Consider the following 17,463-nt stretch of genomic DNA (forward strand, 5'->3'; position numbering starts at 1 on the left):
TTGGCAGTATTTGAAAGTGTAAACAAATTTACCGGCGCGAGAGCTGACAATTTTTTGCCGAAGCTCGAGTATATCTATAAATCACCTGCTAGTATTCTCGGTGAGGTAGCGAATACTCCTAGGGTTACCCTTGATAAGCTGGCGCGTGAGAAGATCGTACTTCCAGAAGTAAATATAAATTATGTTGAAGGGGCTACGATTGTAGGTGATCGTTTAGTGGTTTCAGGGGAAGAGGCGTTAAATGCTTCTTTTTTGAATAAGCGAGTTGCCCACGAGGCAGCTGTAAAGCGTGCAAAAGATCAAACAGTCGATATTGATGATAAGTATCTAAGGAAGGAGTTTCCTGTAGAGGAGGTCGGTGAAGCGCTGTGGCTTTGTGGTCAGTATGGTAGCTACCAGCACTGGTTCACCGAAACGTTGCCAGTCATTTGGGCCTACAAGGCGAATAACATTGATCTGGGGGCTGTCAAGGTAATTGTAGGGAATGATATAAAGAATTACCAGCAAGCAATCTTGTTACAGCTTGGAATTGCTGAAGAAAATATAATAAAAAAGAATAAGCTTTGTAATCTGCGTGTAAAGTCTCTGGCAGTGTCGGACAACCTCTCCCTCAACTCGTTTTGGGTTCGCCCGGAAATCAAAGATGCATATAAATTCATTTTTTCTAGCTATATCGAGCAGCCTAGCGTTAAGAAATTCTCAGAAAAAATTGTGCTTGGGCGTAAGCAGTTAGGGAATGTTAGGCAGGTTTTCAATTTCGACCTGTTAGAGAGGCGATTGCTTGATCGCGGTTATGAGGTAGTCTATCCAGAAGATATGTCTTTTGGTGATAAAGTTAATTGTTTTAGAAGTGCGAGAGAAATTGTGTCCTTGTCTGGTGGAGGGCTCTGCAATCTAATTTTCTGTGAGCCAGGCGCTAAGGTAATGGCGATATCACCAGACTCGTTCCCCATAAATACATTCCGAGATTTTTCTGACATATACGACCTTAATATAACCTATTGTTTGGCACGATCTTTCTTGCGGTACGATGATATAAATCTAAATGCTAATTCATTCCTTACCAATGAACTAGTTAATGATATTGCTCTCGGGCGGTGGCAGAAAAATGATTGATAAAAACTCGATTGTCCATCCAGCAGCCGATATTGAGATGCCTATAGTGGCATCTTCGTTTACAGAAATTCATAACAATACAAAAGTGGGTAAGTACACTGCTATTGGTCGGAACAGCATTGTTTATACCAATTCGAAGATTGGAAAATTCTGTTCTATAGGTCGATTCGTTGAAATTGGACTTGCACGACATCCAGTTGATTGGCTTTCCACTCATGTTTTTCAATTTAATTCTTCAAGCTTCAAAGGTGACCCTGAGTTAGATCAGATTACAAGGCAAAGAAGAAACGAGATGATGCATCCACATACCACGGTGGGGAATGACGTCTGGATCGGAACAAAGGCGAGCATAGCCAGTGGCGTAAACGTAGCTTGTGGAGCTATTGTATTTGCGAATGCTGCAGTTTCGAAAGACGTGGGGCCTTATGAAAAATATGCGGGTATACCTGCGCGGAAAGTAGGGCAGCGTTTCTCGGACGAAATAATCGCCGACCTTATGGACCTACAATGGTGGGATCTGCCAGCTAAACACCTAAAGGCTATAAAATTTGACTTGATTGAGGTTGCAGTGGAGCAGCTGAAAGATATACGTCGAATTATCAAAGAGAGCGAAAAATGATTATTATACCGATGGCTGGTCTTAGTAGCCGATTTACGAAGGCTGGCTATGCAAAGCCCAAATACCAATTGAAGATTGGTGGACGCAGTGTGTTCGACCTGGCAGTATCTTCGTTTAAGAATTATTTTAATGATGAAAAGATCGTCTTTGTCATAAGAGATGTTTGCGATACAAAAGATTTCATTCAGGCTGAGCTGGTAGCTATGGATGTGCATGATTACGATATTATCGAACTCGAGAATGAGACCAGAGGTCAGGCGGAAACAGTTTACCTAGCTTGCAAAGAGTTCGATGAAGAAAGCTCTATCACAATTTTCAACATCGATACTTTTCGTTATGGTTTCGAATATCCGCCATTTGTTCAAGACTGTGCAGGGTATTTGGAGGTTTTTCGAGGGGAGGGAGAGCACTGGTCATTTGTTGGTCCCATTGATGAGGTGAATGTTGCGAAAACTACAGAGAAGGAAAGAATTTCAGACCTCTGTAGTAATGGGCTGTATTACTTTCAAAGTAAAAAAGAATTTGAGCGGTTATTTGAAAAGGCGGAGGCCAATAACTGCACTGTGAAGGGTGAGTTTTATATTGCTCCTCTCTATAATCTAATGATAAAAGAGGGTGGTGTTGTTAAATACTCGATTGTAGAACCTGATCAGTTAGATTTTTGTGGTACCCCCGCGGAATATGAAGATATCTTGCTAAGATTAAAATCTGCTGAATGGAGTTTTCGTTAATGAAACGGATTATCATGGATCTAGATGACACTATTTGCTCCACGGTAGATGGGGATTATCGAAGCTCGGCTCCTAATGTGGAGGTTATTAATAAGATTAAAGAGTATAAGTCTTTGGGTTTTGATATTGTGATAAGTACGAGTCGCAATATGAGAACATATAATGGTAACGTAGGAAAGATTGCTGCTAATACACTGCCGATAATAATGGAGTGGCTAAAAGAGCACTCAGTGCCGTATGATGAAATATATGTAGGAAAACCCTGGTGCGGGCATGAAGGGTTCTACGTTGATGACAAAGCTGTTCGACCGAGTGAGTTCGCAAAATTGTCATACGCAGAAATTAGATCTTTAACGGATTCTAAGTGATGATAATTATAAATTCTGCGGCATACGTGATACCGGAATTCAGGTCGGAGTTTGGGAAAATCCCTCCCTGCTTGCTCCCCATCGGGAATCGAAAACTGGTGGAGTACCAAGTTCCACTTCTCAGAAAAGCCTATGCAGAGCGTATAATCGTCTCATTGCCTCATGGCTATGAACTATCAATTGATGAGGTGGAAATATTTTCAGATTTGGCGGTTGAGATAGCTTATGTTCCCGATCACTTCTCACTTTCAGAGGCTCTCCTGTTCGTATTGAACACTGTAGGCCTACAAAATGAGAACCATGAGCCGTTGAGGCTAATGCATGGTGATACCTTGATGGATGATTTACCTCAGGGTGTTGATTTGATTGCCGTTTCTGTTACCGAAGATGACTATAATTGGGAGTCTGAAGGAGTAAATTCTAACCATCCATTAGTGTGGTGTGGTTATTTTTCATTTTCATCCCAGTCGGAGTTTGTCCGTTCCTTAGCACTTGCTCAGGGTAGTTTTGTTCAAGCCGTCAGGATTTACTCTGAAAGAATAAAGCTAAATTTCAAAGAGTTATCAGGTTGGCATGATCTAGGGCATGTTAATACCTACTTTGTCTCACGCTCGCAGATCACTACGCAGCGGGTCTTTAACTCACTACGCATTCAGAATGGCGCAGTTTGGAAGTCTGGTACTCAGCAGAAAAAGATACAGGCAGAAAGTGAGTGGTTTGGTAACCTGCCCGCTAAATTGAAGCGCTACACTCCCCAGTTGATTGATGCGGGTACCGATGCTAGTACCAACGCTCCGTTTTACGTCATCGAATACTTGCCATTTTCACCACTAAATGAGGTTTTCGTCCATGGGCGAAACCCTGACTTCTACTGGAGTCGAATCTTTAAGTTGATGGTGAACTTCCTAGGTGATGCTAGATCCTGTGTTGCGACGGATTCCACGACTCTGGAGGCAATCAAGAGCGACGCATTTGATTTGTATGAAAATAAAACTTATACAAGGCTTGAGGAGTATTCTTCAATAGCTAGCGTTAACATGTCTGAATCTAATAGGTACGGTGGAGTGGTGCTTCCAAGCCTATTCGAGATAGCAGAAGACTGTATTCGAAGAACTCTCCTCTTACCTATTGTTCCTTCGGTGTTACATGGTGATCTCTGCTTCAGTAATATGCTTTTTGATTCACGTTCGGTATCTATTAAAGTAATTGATCCAAGAGGGATCAATCAGCAGCAGGAGCTTACCATATTTGGCGATCAAAAATACGATCTTGCAAAGGCATGTCATTCGGTTGTTGGTTTATATGACTTTATTATCTCAGGTCGCTATCAAATTGAGCGTGATGAGTCCGGTGAGAAAAGCATCCGTTTCCGTGCTGATGATCGACTGCTGAATATTCAAAAGCTCTTTATGGAGGTGGACTTCATTCCTGGAGTCAAAGTCAGCGAGATTATGCCTCTGACTGTTTTGCTTTTCCTTTCCATGCTTCCACTTCACTCTGATCGACCAGACCGCCAAGAGGCTATGCTAGTAAATGCTTTGCGTTTATATGCTGAATATGTGGTTGTTTAAAATAAATGAAGTTCTTCGGTGGTAGGTGGGCGCTTGGCAGTATAACTGCCAAGCGAAGCCCGGTATAGGCAGAGTTTAGTCTCGCAGATTATTTTAATGTATTTTAGAGGGGCGTTAGTTTTTTGATAATGCTTGTAAAGTGGTCGTTCAAATTTTGTCGCAGAATAAGTGTGCGTTTATTGCGTTGCGACGCAATGGCCAGGCTTTATATTGTCTGGCCGTGTGTGTTTGTAATATAAGTGTAATTGGTTGTTATTTGAATCAGTTACTGTGCCATCTTTGCCATGACGAGTGCGTAACCAGCCGAAGTGCTGAGCACCTCCTCTTTACCTTGTGCAAAGAGGATGGCATCAGCGACCTCGCGAAAAGCACCAGAGCCGCCAGTTGAGTGGAGTGTAAAATTCGCGGCTCTTCTAACATAGGAAGGTGCATCAGCAACAGCAAATGATAACCCACATGCGGCAAAGGCTGGCAAATCGATGCAGTCGTCTCCAATACATACAGTCTCAGCTTTTTCAACGCCTGCTTCAGCCATCAATTGCCTGCAGGCAGTTAGCTTGTCTTTAACCCCGAACTGACACAAAGTAATGCCCAGATCATCGACGCGTTTTCTTAAAGTAGGAGAATCGCGTCCAGACAGTACTGCTACACGTACGCCGTTTTCCTCTAGTAGGCGCATGCCCATGCCGTCCCTTACATGAAAGCGTTTAACGCATTCCCCGTTAGCGTCATAGAAAATACCGCCATCAGTCAAAACACCATCTACATCGGTTATCACTAACCGTACGTTTGACAATCTAGGCGTTGGGGTGAATTCTTGACCGCTGATAATCGCTCGGACGTGCTCGAGATTTTTTAGGGTATCCACTCCTGGTCCGGTCGGATCTACTTCAAAAGCGCGAATGCAATATCCGGCAGCGAGAAGGCGTAGTTGCTCCAACTTCTCGGCGTTTTCTATCATAGGTTGTGGCAAGAGTGCATAATCGGCCAAAACTTTTTTGCGATAGGCATACACACCGACATGCTTGAAGTAGGTCGCTAAACCACTTTCACGAGGGTGTGGGATGAGGGAACGGCTGAAATATAATGCGTTGCCTGTATTTGATAGGACAACTTTCACTGTATTGGGGTCGGCGGCCTCATCGGCACCTATAGAATGGTAAAGGGTGCCTATGTTGGCACTGGTGTCGGCGAGCATACCTACCGCCAATTTTTCGATATCTTCGGGACGAACTAGCGGTTCGTCTCCTTGCAAATTAATGTAAATATCAGCATCGATTGATTGCATCACCTCCGAAAGCCGGTCTGTTCCGGAAGGATGATCCGGTGATGTCATCACGTATTCGCCGCCAAAATCGCGTACTGCCTTAGCAACGCGCTCATCATCTGTAGCAACGACCACAACATGCGCATTGGCAACTTGCCCAGCACGCTCATAGACGTGCTGAATCATTGGTTTGCCAGCGATATCAGCCAGCGGCTTGCCTGGTAGGCGCGTTGAGCCGTAGCGGGCCGGAATGACGATCGCGACCCTGTGTTCATAACTTGCCATGTTCACAATCCTTGATTCAACTGGCTTGGCTTCAGGCAATAGTTAATGGCGAGAGCGACTTAATCAAGTCATCCAGAGCTTTAATCTGTGCTAGGAATGGTTCCAGTTTGTCCAACGGCAAGGCGCTGGGGCCATCGCATTTCGCTTGATCTGGATTTGGGTGAGCTTCGAGGAACAACCCAGCTAAACCTACAGCCATTCCCGCGCGGGCCAAGTCCACCACCTGCTCGCGACGGCCGCCCGATGCTGCGCCCGATGGGTCACGGTTTTGGAGAGCATGAGTAACATCGAAGATGATCGGCAGGTCTTCGCAAGTACGTTTCATGACGCCGAAGCCCAGCATGTCTACCACTAGGTTGTCATAGCCCATGCAAGTACCACGGTCACACAGTATGAGTTGTTCGTTGCCCGCTTCCTTGAACTTGTGAACGATATTCTGCACCTGCGATGGACTCAGGAACTGAGGTTTTTTGATGTTGACTGGTTTCCCAGTTTTGGCGAGCGCCACCACGAGGTCGGTTTGGCGCGCAAGGAAGGCAGGAAGTTGCAATACGTCAACTACCTCAGCGACCGGCGCTGCTTGGTAAATTTCATGGACGTCAGTGATGATAGGTACGCCGAACTCCGCTTTCACCTTTTCGAAAATACGCAGGCCTTCTTCCATTCCCGGGCCGCGGTAGGAGTGAATAGAAGATCGGTTTGCCTTATCGAAGCTAGCCTTAAATACATAGGGAATCCCCAGTTTCTGGGTGACTCGAACATATTCAGCACAGGCTTTCAGGGCTAGGTCTTCCGACTCAAGGACGTTGATGCCTCCGAAGAGAACGAACGGGCTTGCGTTGGAGCATTCGATTTGTGGGGAAATTTTCATTTTAGATTCTCTCTGATTGTGTTTGAGATTGCCGTGTCAAGCCCGCGTTGTGCCGCAAAAAGTTTGTAGCATTGCAAAAATTTGTCCGCATTCTCTACGAGACAACGTGCAGCAGAGGTGCTGGGGCGGAGTCGTTCTCCTGCTCATGCAATTTATGCTTTGCGAAACCACTGGCTAAGATTCTAGCTTGTTCTGCTGTGCATGGATGCTGGCTTGTTGTGTTAACTACCTTGGTTGATGGCTTTAAGAAACTTCTGCAGCATCCAGCACGTCATTGCGGATGCTTTCAATAAGTGATTTATAAGAATGCTGATTGGCGAAGGTCAGTGCCGCAGCTTTTTCTGCAGACCTGCGAGCATCTTCATCTTTAATCAGGTTGATTACGCTTGCTGCGAAGCTATCTGCATCATCGTGGCAAGCCAGACCTTCTGAAATATCAATTCCCTCGAAAGCAATGCTAGTGCCGACGATTGCCTTGCCATAAGCCATAGCCTCAACCACTTTAATTTTCATCCCTGTGCCATAGCGAATCGGGCACACCATGACTTTCGATTCACCATAGACCGATGCCAAGGACTCGACGAAGCCTTGTTGCTTAATCATGTATCTATAAGAGGAGTTTGCGATAGCGCCCTTGACAATCTTACCGCGCGTCACATTGCCTTGAATGAGGAACCGGGCTCGAGGTAGCGCCTCTGCGACAATAGGGAGTACCTGCTCAATAAACCACACCAGTCCGTCGACGTTAGGTGCCGAGTTGGAGCCGATAAAGCTAATATCATGTACGCGCTTACGACTGTATCCAAATCTTGGATCATCAGTCGCCTTCAGGGTGACGATCTTAGATTTCGGTTTGTAAGTCTCTTCGATTGCTTTTGTTTCAACAGGAGAGATAGAAATAGCTAGGTCGCATTTGTTGAGTAATTTAATTTCGCTGTTAGTGAAAACCTTAAGGTACTTTGATCTGCGCAATTTTGGCAGAGTTGGAAGAACGTCTGCTTTGATGCGGGCGGACTGCATGTCGTGCATGTCAACAATGATGCGGGTACGGTTTTTCGGGAGGCTGCTTGGCATCATTTTCATATAGTTGAACCATGCAAAGTCATAGTTGCCAGATGCCAATTGCTCTTTGATCAGTTTTTCAAATTTTTCAGGCAGTGCTTGTTTGTTATTGATAAGTGCGTCTCGGTAGCGCAGTTTCTCCAGTCGGTTTTGGATCTTTTCGAGAAGCTTGTCGATTCTGGTCTTCTTCTTGCCTTTATCAGAATAGTTGGGGTGCCGGCGAACCTCTACCGTAAGGTTGATCGAGTTGTAATGGGTTTCCAGGCGCTCTTTCAACTCTACGGATGAGGTTTTTTCTTCGCTCTGGTTTAGAATCAAGAGTTTGATTCGGACGTTTAGGTCCAGGAGCGCTCGGATCATTTGATCGGTGCGGTGAGCGCTCCCCCGGTTAATCGGAATCGGAATGACCGGGCTTACAAAGAGAAGGTTCTTTTTTTTTTAAATTCGTCGGGCAGGTTTACTTTATCGAAGTGAATCTTGCGCGTGATGTTTCTATACGAGCCATCTTTCTGCGCCACGAGTTCTGTTTCGAATGTGCCGAACGAGTAAACGGAGTTAACCAGGTGGTGGATGAAACGGTTGCGCGTTTCCTTGTCAAAGCGGAAGCCATTTTGAAGTAGGTAGATTACATCCTGCGGTTTCTGCACTGAACGGTTAAAGTTAGGGTGGGCGTAGAAAGCGTCACCTGCATACAGCACTGGTTTGTCGAATAGAGCGGCCAAAACCCCTACGCCGCTGTTTACAAGGAGAACAGCTTCAGACATCTCGATCAGGTCGTGAACGTGAGTGTCATCATCGACAAAGATAACGTCGGCAACAGGGCGGGTTTGCTCAAGTGGGTGCTTTTTGGCTACTACGACCCATTCATTAGATAGTTGCTGAAGTTGCGTTTTAGTGTCGGCTACGAGTTTGACGAAGTTCTGATAGTTGCCTACGGGGCCGCTGAAAAACTTGATGGTAGTGTCGGAAGGGCGCTGGAATGGAACAAAGAGTACTTTTTTTCCTTCCAGGCCGAGTTCTTTTTTAAGCGCTTCGCCCCCGATAGCTGGGCTTTGAGCTTCAAGTGGTGCGTGGGACTTAGCTTCCGCAATGTACGCTTCAACGGCGGCAGTTTCATCTGCGTTAAGTGGTTTGTCCCAGCGAATGGGGTGATAGGTTGCACTATCTGCGTTGAAGCCGATATCAAAGAACCAAGAGCCTGGGAGTGCACCACGGTCAAACACCAAAACCGGGAATCCAAAGTTTCTCAAATGAGTATAAACCCAGCGGCGGCGCTCATTGCCGTAAGGGTTTGGCATAATAACCATGTCGAATGACGAGTTGCGGAGAAAAGAAATTACGTCATCGGCCTTTTCGAAAGACCCTTCTTCCCTGAAAGTAAGTTGGCCGAAATAGCGAATGGTTTCCTCAATGCTTCTGTAGGCCGCCGAAAAGCGATCGCCCAAGGCCAATATTTCAAATACACCGTTCTTCATCTTCGCAAACTCGAGTGTTAAAAGTTAATTAAATGGTTTCAGCGGGCGCAACTGGGGCGCGGCCATATCTGTCTTCAAAGCGAACAATGTCATCTTCGCCAAGGTAGGTCCCAGATTGCACCTCAATCATCTCCAGAGGGATCTTTCCTGGGTTTTCCAATGCATGAACTACACCAACTGGGATGTATGTCGATTGGTTTTCGGTCAGTAAAATTTGCTTATCATCGATCGTCACCTTCGCTGTGCCTGTTACTACAATCCAGTGCTCGGCACGATGGTGATGCATCTGTACTGACAGCTTCTGGCCTGGCGCTACAGTGATGCGTTTGACTTGATAGCGAGAACCGTTGTCGATAGAGTCGTAAGCTCCCCAGGGACGATAAACCTTACGATGGTTCGATGCTTCAGGGCGCTTGCTCTCCTTGATGCGGTCTACCAGTATTTTTACATCCTGCGCTTTAGCTTTGGACGCGACCATTACGGCGTCCGCAGTTTCTACGACTACCACGTCATCAAGACCAAGAACCGATACCAAACGGTGCTCTGCATGGACATAGGTATTGGAAGCTGTCTCCAAGAGTACATCGCCGCGAGTCGCATTGCCGTCTGCGTCTTTGGCCGAGATCTCCCACACTGCGGACCAAGAGCCTACATCATTCCAGCCTGCGTCCAAGGGCACGACCATTACTTGGTCAGAGCGTTCCATGACTGCGTAGTCAATGGAGATGTCTTCTGCCAGGCTAAAGGCTTCAGAATCAAGACGAATGAAGTCAAGATCTGAAGTAGCCAGTGTTACTGCAGCTTCAACTGCCAGAACAAGTTTTGGTGCGAACTTACGAAGTTCTTCAAGCATAGTGGAGGCTTTGAACAGGAACATACCGCTGTTCCAGTAATAGCGACCATCTGCAAGATAGGTTTCCGCAGTAGGAAAATCAGGTTTCTCAACAAACGATTCTACTGGCTGTGCCCCAGAACTTTTCTCTGGAACGCGAATGTAGCCGTAACCCGTTTCCGGTTTGGTGGGTACAATGCCGAATGTAACAATCTTGCCGTCCAAGGCGGCTTCTGCGCCCGCAGCAAAAGCGGCGCTCAAACTCTTCAGGTCGTCGATAGCGTGGTCTGCTGGCAGAACCAAGAGCAGTTCGTCTTGCCCAGCGCGCATCGATTGAATCACTGCAGCAGCGATCGCTGGAGCAGTGTTTCGCCCGATAGGCTCAAGCAGGATGCTGTTCGGAACAATTCCAAGAGCGCGGCATTGCTCCGCTACCAGAAAGCGATGATTTTCGTTACTGACGACTATCGGCTTCAAAGGTTCACTCTGAATGTCCGCCAAGCGCGTCAGGGTGTTCTGAAATAGTGTCTGCTCACCGCTGATGGCGAGGAACTGCTTGGGGTGCATAGCTCGGGATAGAGGCCATAGCCTTGATCCAGAGCCTCCGGAAAGTATGACGGGGATCATTTAATATCCTTATCCTTGATCAGATAATTAATTGTAAGCGCCAGTGGCGCGGCCGAGCAGCATCGTCTGGACAACTGGTGCGATAATTTTTTGCCACTCGTAAACCGCAGCATTGGTGACATAAATAGTGTCGTCAGGTTTGATTGCAATCTGGCGAGCGTAGAAAATGGCTGCTGGATCACGCATATTCAGGCGCAAAACAGTAGGTTTTGCTTGTTTTCCATTGCCCATCCGGAAAACAAAAACCCCTTCCGGGTTGGCATTTGCTTCGCGCAAACCGCCAACACTGCCCAGTGCGTCTAGCAAACTTGTGTTTTGGCTCGGAAGATCTTTCAAACCCGGTTCGGCTACTGCACCCATCGCGACAAAACGCTGACGTGCACGGTCCAAGACTACCTCTGAGTTCGGGCGAAGCACCATGTTGTTGCCAGCGAGGACATCTTCATAGTTGAACTGCTGTACTTGGCTACCATTGCGTACGGTAACGTTGACCAGATGTGGCTCCAGAACAGGACCGCCCGCCTGGTTGACTGCATCGAGTAAAGTGAGTGGGCCTTGCAAGGTGCTGAAGCGGCCAGGGGTCTTGACGGCGCCAGCAACAAGTACTGAGCCCGACAGGTCGCCGACGAGTTCGACATGAGTCTGTACGTCGGTAGTGATGCCCTTCAATTGACGGCGAATCATTGTCTCAACCTGATTCAGCGTCATGCCCGCGACAAATTGGCGGCCAACATAAGGCAACGACAGCATGCCTTGAGCATCGATACGCGATTTCAGTTGAGTGCCGCCGGTTGCGAGTGGGGCGAACACTGCAGAGCCTTCAGGCGCGGTGTCAGCGATCAATACGTTCAGCACATCACCTGAAGCCAAGCGCACTTCGGGTGACTGAGGCTTGGTGACGTTAGCTTGGGCTGGGCGAGGTGCACCTGCCATGTATGGAGCAATGGTGCTCGCATTGATATCGACGAGGTTATATGCCTCGGTTTTGCTCTCAATCGTGCCCTTGTAGGGTCCAGCGCCTGATAGGGTGCCACCGCAGCCGGATAGCCCAATGGTTGCCAGCGCGAGAGCTGCCAGCTTCAGATTGATTGACTTGGAGGCAGGCAGGGATTTAATCACGATGATCCTCGATCGAAGCCAGAATGAAGCGAGTAATGCCGTAGAGCATCAGGAGACCAAGCAAGATCGTTGCCAGGTTGTACAAACGCTCCGGGTACAGGGCGAGTTGTGGAGTGTTGGGGCTGACTACAGTAACCAGCGTGCGAATCTTCTTGCTTGCTTCGATCCGCGCATTGTCGAGCGCAGCAACAGCAGTCTTGTAGGTTTCTTCGGCGATACCGGCGTCGAGGGTCAGCTGCTGGAAGCGCGAAGCGACTACGTTGAGCTGTGAACCCTGCGGGGACGAAACCAGCAAGCGTTTCTCTTTGGTTAATTGCCGGGTGATGGCTTCAACCTTCTGCTTCTGCTGGCGGACTTGCGGCGCATCAGCGCGCAGTTTGAACGACATCTCGGTCAGAACGGCCTGTTCCTTGGTGTACTGGCCTTCCAGGTCGGCAATGATGGTGGCGCGGCTTTGTGCGGAGTTACCGCCGTCCAGCACCTTGTTTTCATTCTGGAAGTTCAGCAACTCGGTCTTGCGCTCGGCGTAGTTGACGCGCGCGGTTTCCAGCTCGCCTTGGGCAAATTTCATCTGCTCACGGGCAATGTTGTGGCTGACTTCGTTGACGAAGTGTTCGCTGGCCTGAAGGATGACGCGCAGTATTTTCTCGGAAAGTTCAGGGGTGAATGCCTGAACCTCTACACGCAGCAGGCCGGTGGTTTCGTCGTAGTGGGCCGAAACCATGCGCTGGTAGTACTTCAGCAGGTCTTCGCGCGGTGCGTCCTTGTCCAGCCAGAAGAATACGTCGCTGCGCTGAGCTGCGAATTGCTCGATCCAGTGCACTTTGTCTTCGAGCAGCAGCATCATGTCCATCGACGTGATGTATTCGCGCAGGTAAAGAGTCTCTTCCCGCGAAGCCGGGTTGGTGCCTGTCAGCAAGGTAGCAAGGCCAGGCATCTGCGCACCTTGATTGTTGCCATCCTGGCGTACTACCACCTGGGCGGAGCTGACAAAGCGGTCAGCGGCAAATAGGCCGTAGTAAACCCCTGCCAGGATCATTGGCAAAACCACCATGGCGATCGCCAGGCGCCAGCCCTTCTTTTTACCCGTACTGCTCATAATTGGATGCATCCTTGAAGTCGAACGGTGCTGCTTAAAATTAGGAATGTGGTTTATTTAGCTGCTGTAGGCCTTGATGCCTTCGGATACGTCGTCGTACACCTGGATTTCGCCATTGCGCACCAGCAGGACCACGTCGCAGAGTTTTTCGACTTCGGACATGGTATGGGTCACCAGCACAACGTTGGACTTCTGCAGTTTTTCCTGGAAAACCTCGTTGCACTTGCGCTTGAACTGCGCATCGCCAACCGACATCACTTCGTCGATCAGGTAGTAATCGAAGTCGAATGCCATGCTTAGGCCGAAAGCCACGCGTGAACGCATGCCGGAGGAGTAGGTCTTGATTGGCTCGTCGATCCAGTCGCCGATTTCGGCAAATTCCTGGACGTAGCGAATCTTTTCGCGCATGGCGTCGCCAGTTGCACCATAAACGCGGCAGACAAACTTTATGTTGTCGCGCCCTGTCATGCTGCCCTGGAAGCCGCCCGTCAAACCAACCGGCCAGGAAATACTGCGGTCGGTAACGATGGTGCCGGAGTCGGGCACGTCAGCACCGCCAAGCAGACGCATAAGCGTGGACTTGCCGGCGCCGTTGCGGCCGATAAGCCCAATGTTCTTGCCCGGCGGGATGGCAAGCGACAGGTTGCGGAAGACATACCGCCGACCATGGGGCGTGAGGTACGACTTGGTTACGTTTCTGAGCTCGAACACGTTTGGCCTGTACTTAACCGTTCTTGGTGGAAATCAGGTGCATCCTGCGGGCGCGGTAGGCACCCAGAGATAGGAACAGCAATACCAGGGTGAAGCTGATTACATAGGTCTCGGACACGCCATCGACCGGGGTGTAATGCGGCAGTACCTCGGCGCGAATCAGTTCGAGGATGTGCAAGAACGGGTTGAGCAGCAGCACCGGCATCATGGCCTGAGGCAAGTAGGATGCGGGAATCAGCACCCCAGAGATAAAGTACAGGGGGAAGAAGGCCATGCGGATGACGATCTTGACGCTGGGAAGGGCGTGAGTGACCAAGGCCAGCATCATGCCCAGGCCAAAGGCGAACAGCAGACCCAGCAACAGTGTGGCGACCCATTGCAGTGGACTGTGGATCGACATGTCGAAGCCTGCCCAGGCAAAGCCGAACACCAGGATGGCGTACACCGTAACCGCAATGCAGGTTTCTACGATGACGCGGGCTATGTAGGTGTCCAGTGGCTTGATCTGTTTGTAACCGAACAGCGAGCGGTTTTCGCGCAGGCTGTCCATCAGGCGCAGCGCGGTATTGCGGTAGAGCAGGAAGGGCGCCATGCCGACGAGGATGAACACTGGGTATTCAACGCCGGATACTGTGCGGCCACGCAGCATTGCAAACAGCAGCGAGAAGAGGAGTAGGTGAACCAGCGGCTCCAGCAGCATCCACAAGGCACCCAGGCGGGTATCGCCAACGCGTGCACGCGCTTCGCGCAGGACTAAAGCGAAGATGACCGATTTCTGTATCTGTAGAGACGAACGAGCTTTCAAGATGGCGACCGCAAAGCAATGCAGCGCGCCTAAGCACGCCGAAATTCATCTTCAGGAAAGGCTCGCCCGGAGGCGATTTCAGATGGTTATTCCGGAAACTTCCCTGTTCTAAGGGGTGGAAGGGTAAGCGTCAGAGGGTATAAGCGTCAAGCGAGGTACCGCAAATGTGGTCGAAAGTTCTAATACATTAGCCATATTCGAGACGGATGGCAGCTGACTGGATGATGGCGCAATGATTTCATTTTGAGAAGTGGTGCGCCAGCAGGTTTTCACTGTTTGGGTGCTTTGCAGCTTACGGTGGAGGGGTAATTGTGTAGTTGAACGGGTTCACGTTGTGTAACAGAAAATGCAGGTACTTGCTGGTCAGCCGCTGACTAGACGGTCTGCCTCCTAAAGCAGTGGTTAGACCGTTGCGCCTGGGGAGGGAGCGAGACAAGGGGCTGCGAGGCAGCCCCATAATGCCGAGTTGTGTATGGCACGTGCTTGCGCACGCCCAGATCACCAGCAATTCCCTCGTCCGGATTATTCCCGGATCAGGCGGGCGATTTCGGCGACGCGCTGAGCGACCAGCGCTTCGTCGCCCCGGCTCTCGACGTTCAGGCGCAGCAGGGGTTCGGTATTCGAACCACGCAGACTGAAGCGCCAGTCGGCAAACTCGACGCTGATCCCATCGGTGCGGTCGACGCTGGGGTTGTGTGGCAAGTAGAACGCCAGAATCTTCTCGATGGTGCCCTTCACATCGGCCACTTCGTAGTTGATCTCGCCACTGCACGGGAATGCCGCAATACGCTCGTCTACCAGTTGGGCCAGGCTCTTGCCGGTGTGGCTCATCAGCGCGGCGACCAGCAGCCACGGGATGTTGCCGCTGTCGCAGTAGGCAAAATCGCGGAAGTAGTGGTGGGCGCTCATTTCACCGCCGTACACAGCGTCTTCGGCGCGCATGCGCTCTTTGATGAAGGCGTGGCCGGTCTTGCTCTGAATGGCCTGGCCACCGGCGGCACTGACTTGCTCGATGGTGTTCCAGGTCAGGCGTGGGTCATGGATGATCTTGCTGCCCGGGTGCTTGGCCAGAAGCATTTCGGCCAGCAGGCCGACCACGTAGTAGCCTTCGATGAAGCGCCCCTGATTGTCGAAGAAGAAGCAACGGTCAAAGTCGCCGTCGAAGGCGATACCCATGTCTGCGCCGGTTTCCAGCACTGCTTGGCGGGTAAGGTCACGGTTTTCTGGCAGCAGCGGGTTGGGGATGCCGTTGGGGAAGTTGCCATCTGGCTCGCCGTTGATGATGGTGATATCCAGCGGCAGGCGGGCCTTGAGCAGCTCCAATACCGGGCCAACCGCGCCATTACCAGGATCGGCCAGTACTTTCAGGGGCTTGAGTGCGCCCAGGTCGATGTAGGTCAGCAGGTGCTCGATGTAGGCAGATTTGTCGAACGCTTCGCGTACGCTACCCGGCGTGGCCGCTTGAGTGCCCAGTTCGCCTGTTTCGACGCGCTGGCGGATATCGTTCAGGCCCGTGTCGCCGCTGATCGGGCGCGACTGCTCACGCACCAGCTTCATGCCGTTGTAACCCTTTGGGTTGTGGCTGGCGGTGACCATGATGCCACCATCTGCCTTGTAATGGCTGGTGGCGAAGTAAACTTCCTCGGTGCCGCACAGGCCGATGTCGATCACATCGGCACCGCCTTCGGTCAGGCCCTGCATCAAGGCACGCGACAGGCCCGGGCTTTCAAGGCGCATGTCACGGCCGACCACGTAACTGCGTCCGCCCAATTGGGCCACCAGGGCGCGACCAATGCGGTAGGCGATGTCGTCGTTGAGATCGGTCGGCACTTGACCGCGGATGTCATAGGCTTTGAAGCAACGAGTTTGAATAGGTGCGTACATACATCTCTCATATGCGGTGCCGACTGCAGGCACCGTCTAGAAGGGGATGGTGGGCAAAATGATTAGCCGCATGAATTTTGCTGCGCTACCTCGTTGAGGCAGGTGTAGCCAGGTTGTAATAGCCAAGGCTTGGGTGTTGCCACGAACGGTCAGGCCCATGATGCAGGCGACGGGACTACTCACGCTGAATGAGCCGTCGCTCTGCACATCGATCAGGGCCGAGGGCATCATAGCTGGACTTTCCAGAGGATGCTCGGGGCGCCGCCAGGTAAGCGCTGCAATTTCTGCCGCCTGCACTTTCGGAAGGCGAGTGTAGGCGGCGTTCGGCCCTGCGTTAGGGGCTATGACGAACGTCACGTTTTAGTGAGCGATGTCCATGGGGCCTGACGAGGTGGGTCGGATAATCGCGATGTCGACATGGTAATTGGCAAACTCGGTGGACCGGGCATCCGTACGCAATGTGGCACTCAATACGACCTCTTGCTGACGGTTGATATCGGTCAAGTAATTCTGGAATTGGTGCTCTTTCACAATGATCAGGACCACGCAGTTTGCACCTTGTGAAAGATGGTCTTTCATTTCGGCTGCGCTGAACGCTACTGCTACGTTACGCTCGTAACTCTCCACCAGATCGCGAGTCGATGGGGTGTCCATAGTCAAAGCCCCAGTGAGTCCGCGGCGATTTGCCATCTTGGACTGGGTTAGAACATGACTACACATTTGCAAAAAAAGCGACTCGTACCACTCCACAGCCTTCTCCCTGGGTCGAAAGGGCGTCATAGATACAGCAGATCGCATCAGGTTGCCAGCCTTACGGGATAGCTGGCGTTGTGCTGCTACGCGCAGGCGGTTGCGGCTGGTTGAGGGCATGCTGAAGCAGTATAGGGAAGGCTGAGGGGCTATTTGTCTAGTTCATGATTCCTTGTTATGAGGTTAAGCAGGGTGTGAATATTTAAGTGAGGCCACTCATGCAGGTAACCGATGAGATCAAAAAGCAGCGCTGCTGAGTGCAAAAAGTTCA

At 50.2% G+C, this 17,463-nt stretch carries 16 protein-coding genes; 5 read left to right on the forward strand and 11 right to left on the reverse strand.

The window, feature by feature from the left end:
- The 5 genes from N5D53_RS14470 (at position 1) to N5D53_RS14490 (ending at position 4,405) form a co-directional block, all read left to right on the forward strand.
- The gene (locus N5D53_RS14470; RefSeq protein ID WP_279840492.1) at positions 1–1,116 is read left to right on the forward strand and encodes a glycosyltransferase family 61 protein; all 1,116 of its coding nucleotides are present in this window, start codon (positions 1–3) and stop codon (positions 1,114–1,116) included.
- Positions 1,109–1,735: a CatB-related O-acetyltransferase gene (locus tag N5D53_RS14475; protein ID WP_279840493.1), complete on the forward strand. Its 627-nt coding sequence runs from the start codon at positions 1,109–1,111 to the stop codon at positions 1,733–1,735. Before N5D53_RS14470 ends, N5D53_RS14475 begins: the two co-directional genes overlap by 8 nt.
- Positions 1,732–2,466, forward strand: coding sequence for a glycosyltransferase family 2 protein (locus N5D53_RS14480; protein WP_279840495.1), 735 nt, complete (start codon positions 1,732–1,734; stop codon positions 2,464–2,466). Before N5D53_RS14475 ends, N5D53_RS14480 begins: the two co-directional genes overlap by 4 nt.
- The gene (locus N5D53_RS14485; RefSeq protein ID WP_279840496.1) at positions 2,466–2,834 is read left to right on the forward strand and encodes a capsular biosynthesis protein; all 369 of its coding nucleotides are present in this window, start codon (positions 2,466–2,468) and stop codon (positions 2,832–2,834) included. Before N5D53_RS14480 ends, N5D53_RS14485 begins: the two co-directional genes overlap by 1 nt.
- A 98-nt stretch (positions 2,835–2,932) precedes the next feature.
- Positions 2,933–4,405, forward strand: a complete 1,473-nt coding sequence (locus N5D53_RS14490) for a hypothetical protein (RefSeq protein ID WP_279840498.1) — start codon at positions 2,933–2,935, stop codon at positions 4,403–4,405.
- A gap of 265 nt (positions 4,406–4,670) precedes the next feature.
- Here N5D53_RS14490 and kdsB read toward each other — a convergent pair whose 3' ends face one another.
- The 11 genes from kdsB to N5D53_RS14545 all read right to left on the reverse strand — a co-directional run bounded on the left by kdsB (position 4,671) and on the right by N5D53_RS14545 (position 17,096).
- Entirely contained in the window at positions 4,671–5,957 is a 1,287-nt protein-coding gene (gene kdsB, locus N5D53_RS14495) for a 3-deoxy-manno-octulosonate cytidylyltransferase (protein WP_279840499.1), read from the reverse strand.
- A gap of 31 nt (positions 5,958–5,988) precedes the next feature.
- Positions 5,989–6,828: a 3-deoxy-8-phosphooctulonate synthase gene (kdsA, locus tag N5D53_RS14500; RefSeq protein ID WP_274094648.1), complete on the reverse strand. Its 840-nt coding sequence runs from the start codon at positions 6,826–6,828 to the stop codon at positions 5,989–5,991.
- Positions 6,829–7,071: 243 nt separating this feature from the next.
- Positions 7,072–8,250 carry a glycosyltransferase gene (locus N5D53_RS14505; protein WP_279840500.1) on the reverse strand — a complete coding sequence of 393 codons (1,179 nt, stop codon included), beginning with the start codon at positions 8,248–8,250 and terminating at the stop codon, positions 7,072–7,074.
- 53 nt (positions 8,251–8,303) lie between these two features.
- On the reverse strand, positions 8,304–9,365 hold the full coding sequence (locus N5D53_RS14510) for a CDP-glycerol glycerophosphotransferase family protein (protein WP_274094650.1): 1,062 nt from the start codon (positions 9,363–9,365) through the stop codon (positions 8,304–8,306).
- Positions 9,366–9,393: 28 nt separating this feature from the next.
- Positions 9,394–10,824: a mannose-1-phosphate guanylyltransferase/mannose-6-phosphate isomerase gene (locus N5D53_RS14515; RefSeq protein WP_274094651.1), complete on the reverse strand. Its 1,431-nt coding sequence runs from the start codon at positions 10,822–10,824 to the stop codon at positions 9,394–9,396.
- Between the two features lie 27 nt (positions 10,825–10,851).
- Positions 10,852–11,943 (reverse strand): polysaccharide biosynthesis/export family protein, encoded by a 1,092-nt coding sequence (locus N5D53_RS14520; protein WP_274094652.1) that lies wholly within the window; start codon positions 11,941–11,943, stop codon positions 10,852–10,854.
- A complete protein-coding gene (locus N5D53_RS14525) occupies positions 11,936–13,042 on the reverse strand; it encodes an ABC transporter permease (RefSeq protein ID WP_279840501.1) in 1,107 nt (368 codons plus the stop codon). The genes N5D53_RS14520 and N5D53_RS14525 overlap by 8 nt, the downstream gene beginning before the upstream one ends.
- A gap of 57 nt (positions 13,043–13,099) precedes the next feature.
- The gene (locus tag N5D53_RS14530) at positions 13,100–13,753 is read right to left on the reverse strand and encodes an ABC transporter ATP-binding protein (RefSeq protein ID WP_274094654.1); all 654 of its coding nucleotides are present in this window, start codon (positions 13,751–13,753) and stop codon (positions 13,100–13,102) included.
- A gap of 13 nt (positions 13,754–13,766) precedes the next feature.
- On the reverse strand, positions 13,767–14,558 hold the full coding sequence (locus N5D53_RS14535; RefSeq protein ID WP_274094655.1) for an ABC transporter permease: 792 nt from the start codon (positions 14,556–14,558) through the stop codon (positions 13,767–13,769).
- 522 nt (positions 14,559–15,080) lie between these two features.
- Positions 15,081–16,442, reverse strand: a complete 1,362-nt coding sequence (locus tag N5D53_RS14540; RefSeq protein WP_098089204.1) for a phosphomannomutase — start codon at positions 16,440–16,442, stop codon at positions 15,081–15,083.
- Between the two features lie 360 nt (positions 16,443–16,802).
- Positions 16,803–17,096: a hypothetical protein gene (locus tag N5D53_RS14545; protein WP_274147167.1), complete on the reverse strand. Its 294-nt coding sequence runs from the start codon at positions 17,094–17,096 to the stop codon at positions 16,803–16,805.
- Positions 17,097–17,463 lie beyond the last annotated feature (367 nt).

Origin of the sequence: Pseudomonas sp. GD03862 (assembly GCF_029840855.1) — a bacterium.
GTDB lineage: Bacteria > Pseudomonadota > Gammaproteobacteria > Pseudomonadales > Pseudomonadaceae > Aquipseudomonas > Aquipseudomonas alloputida.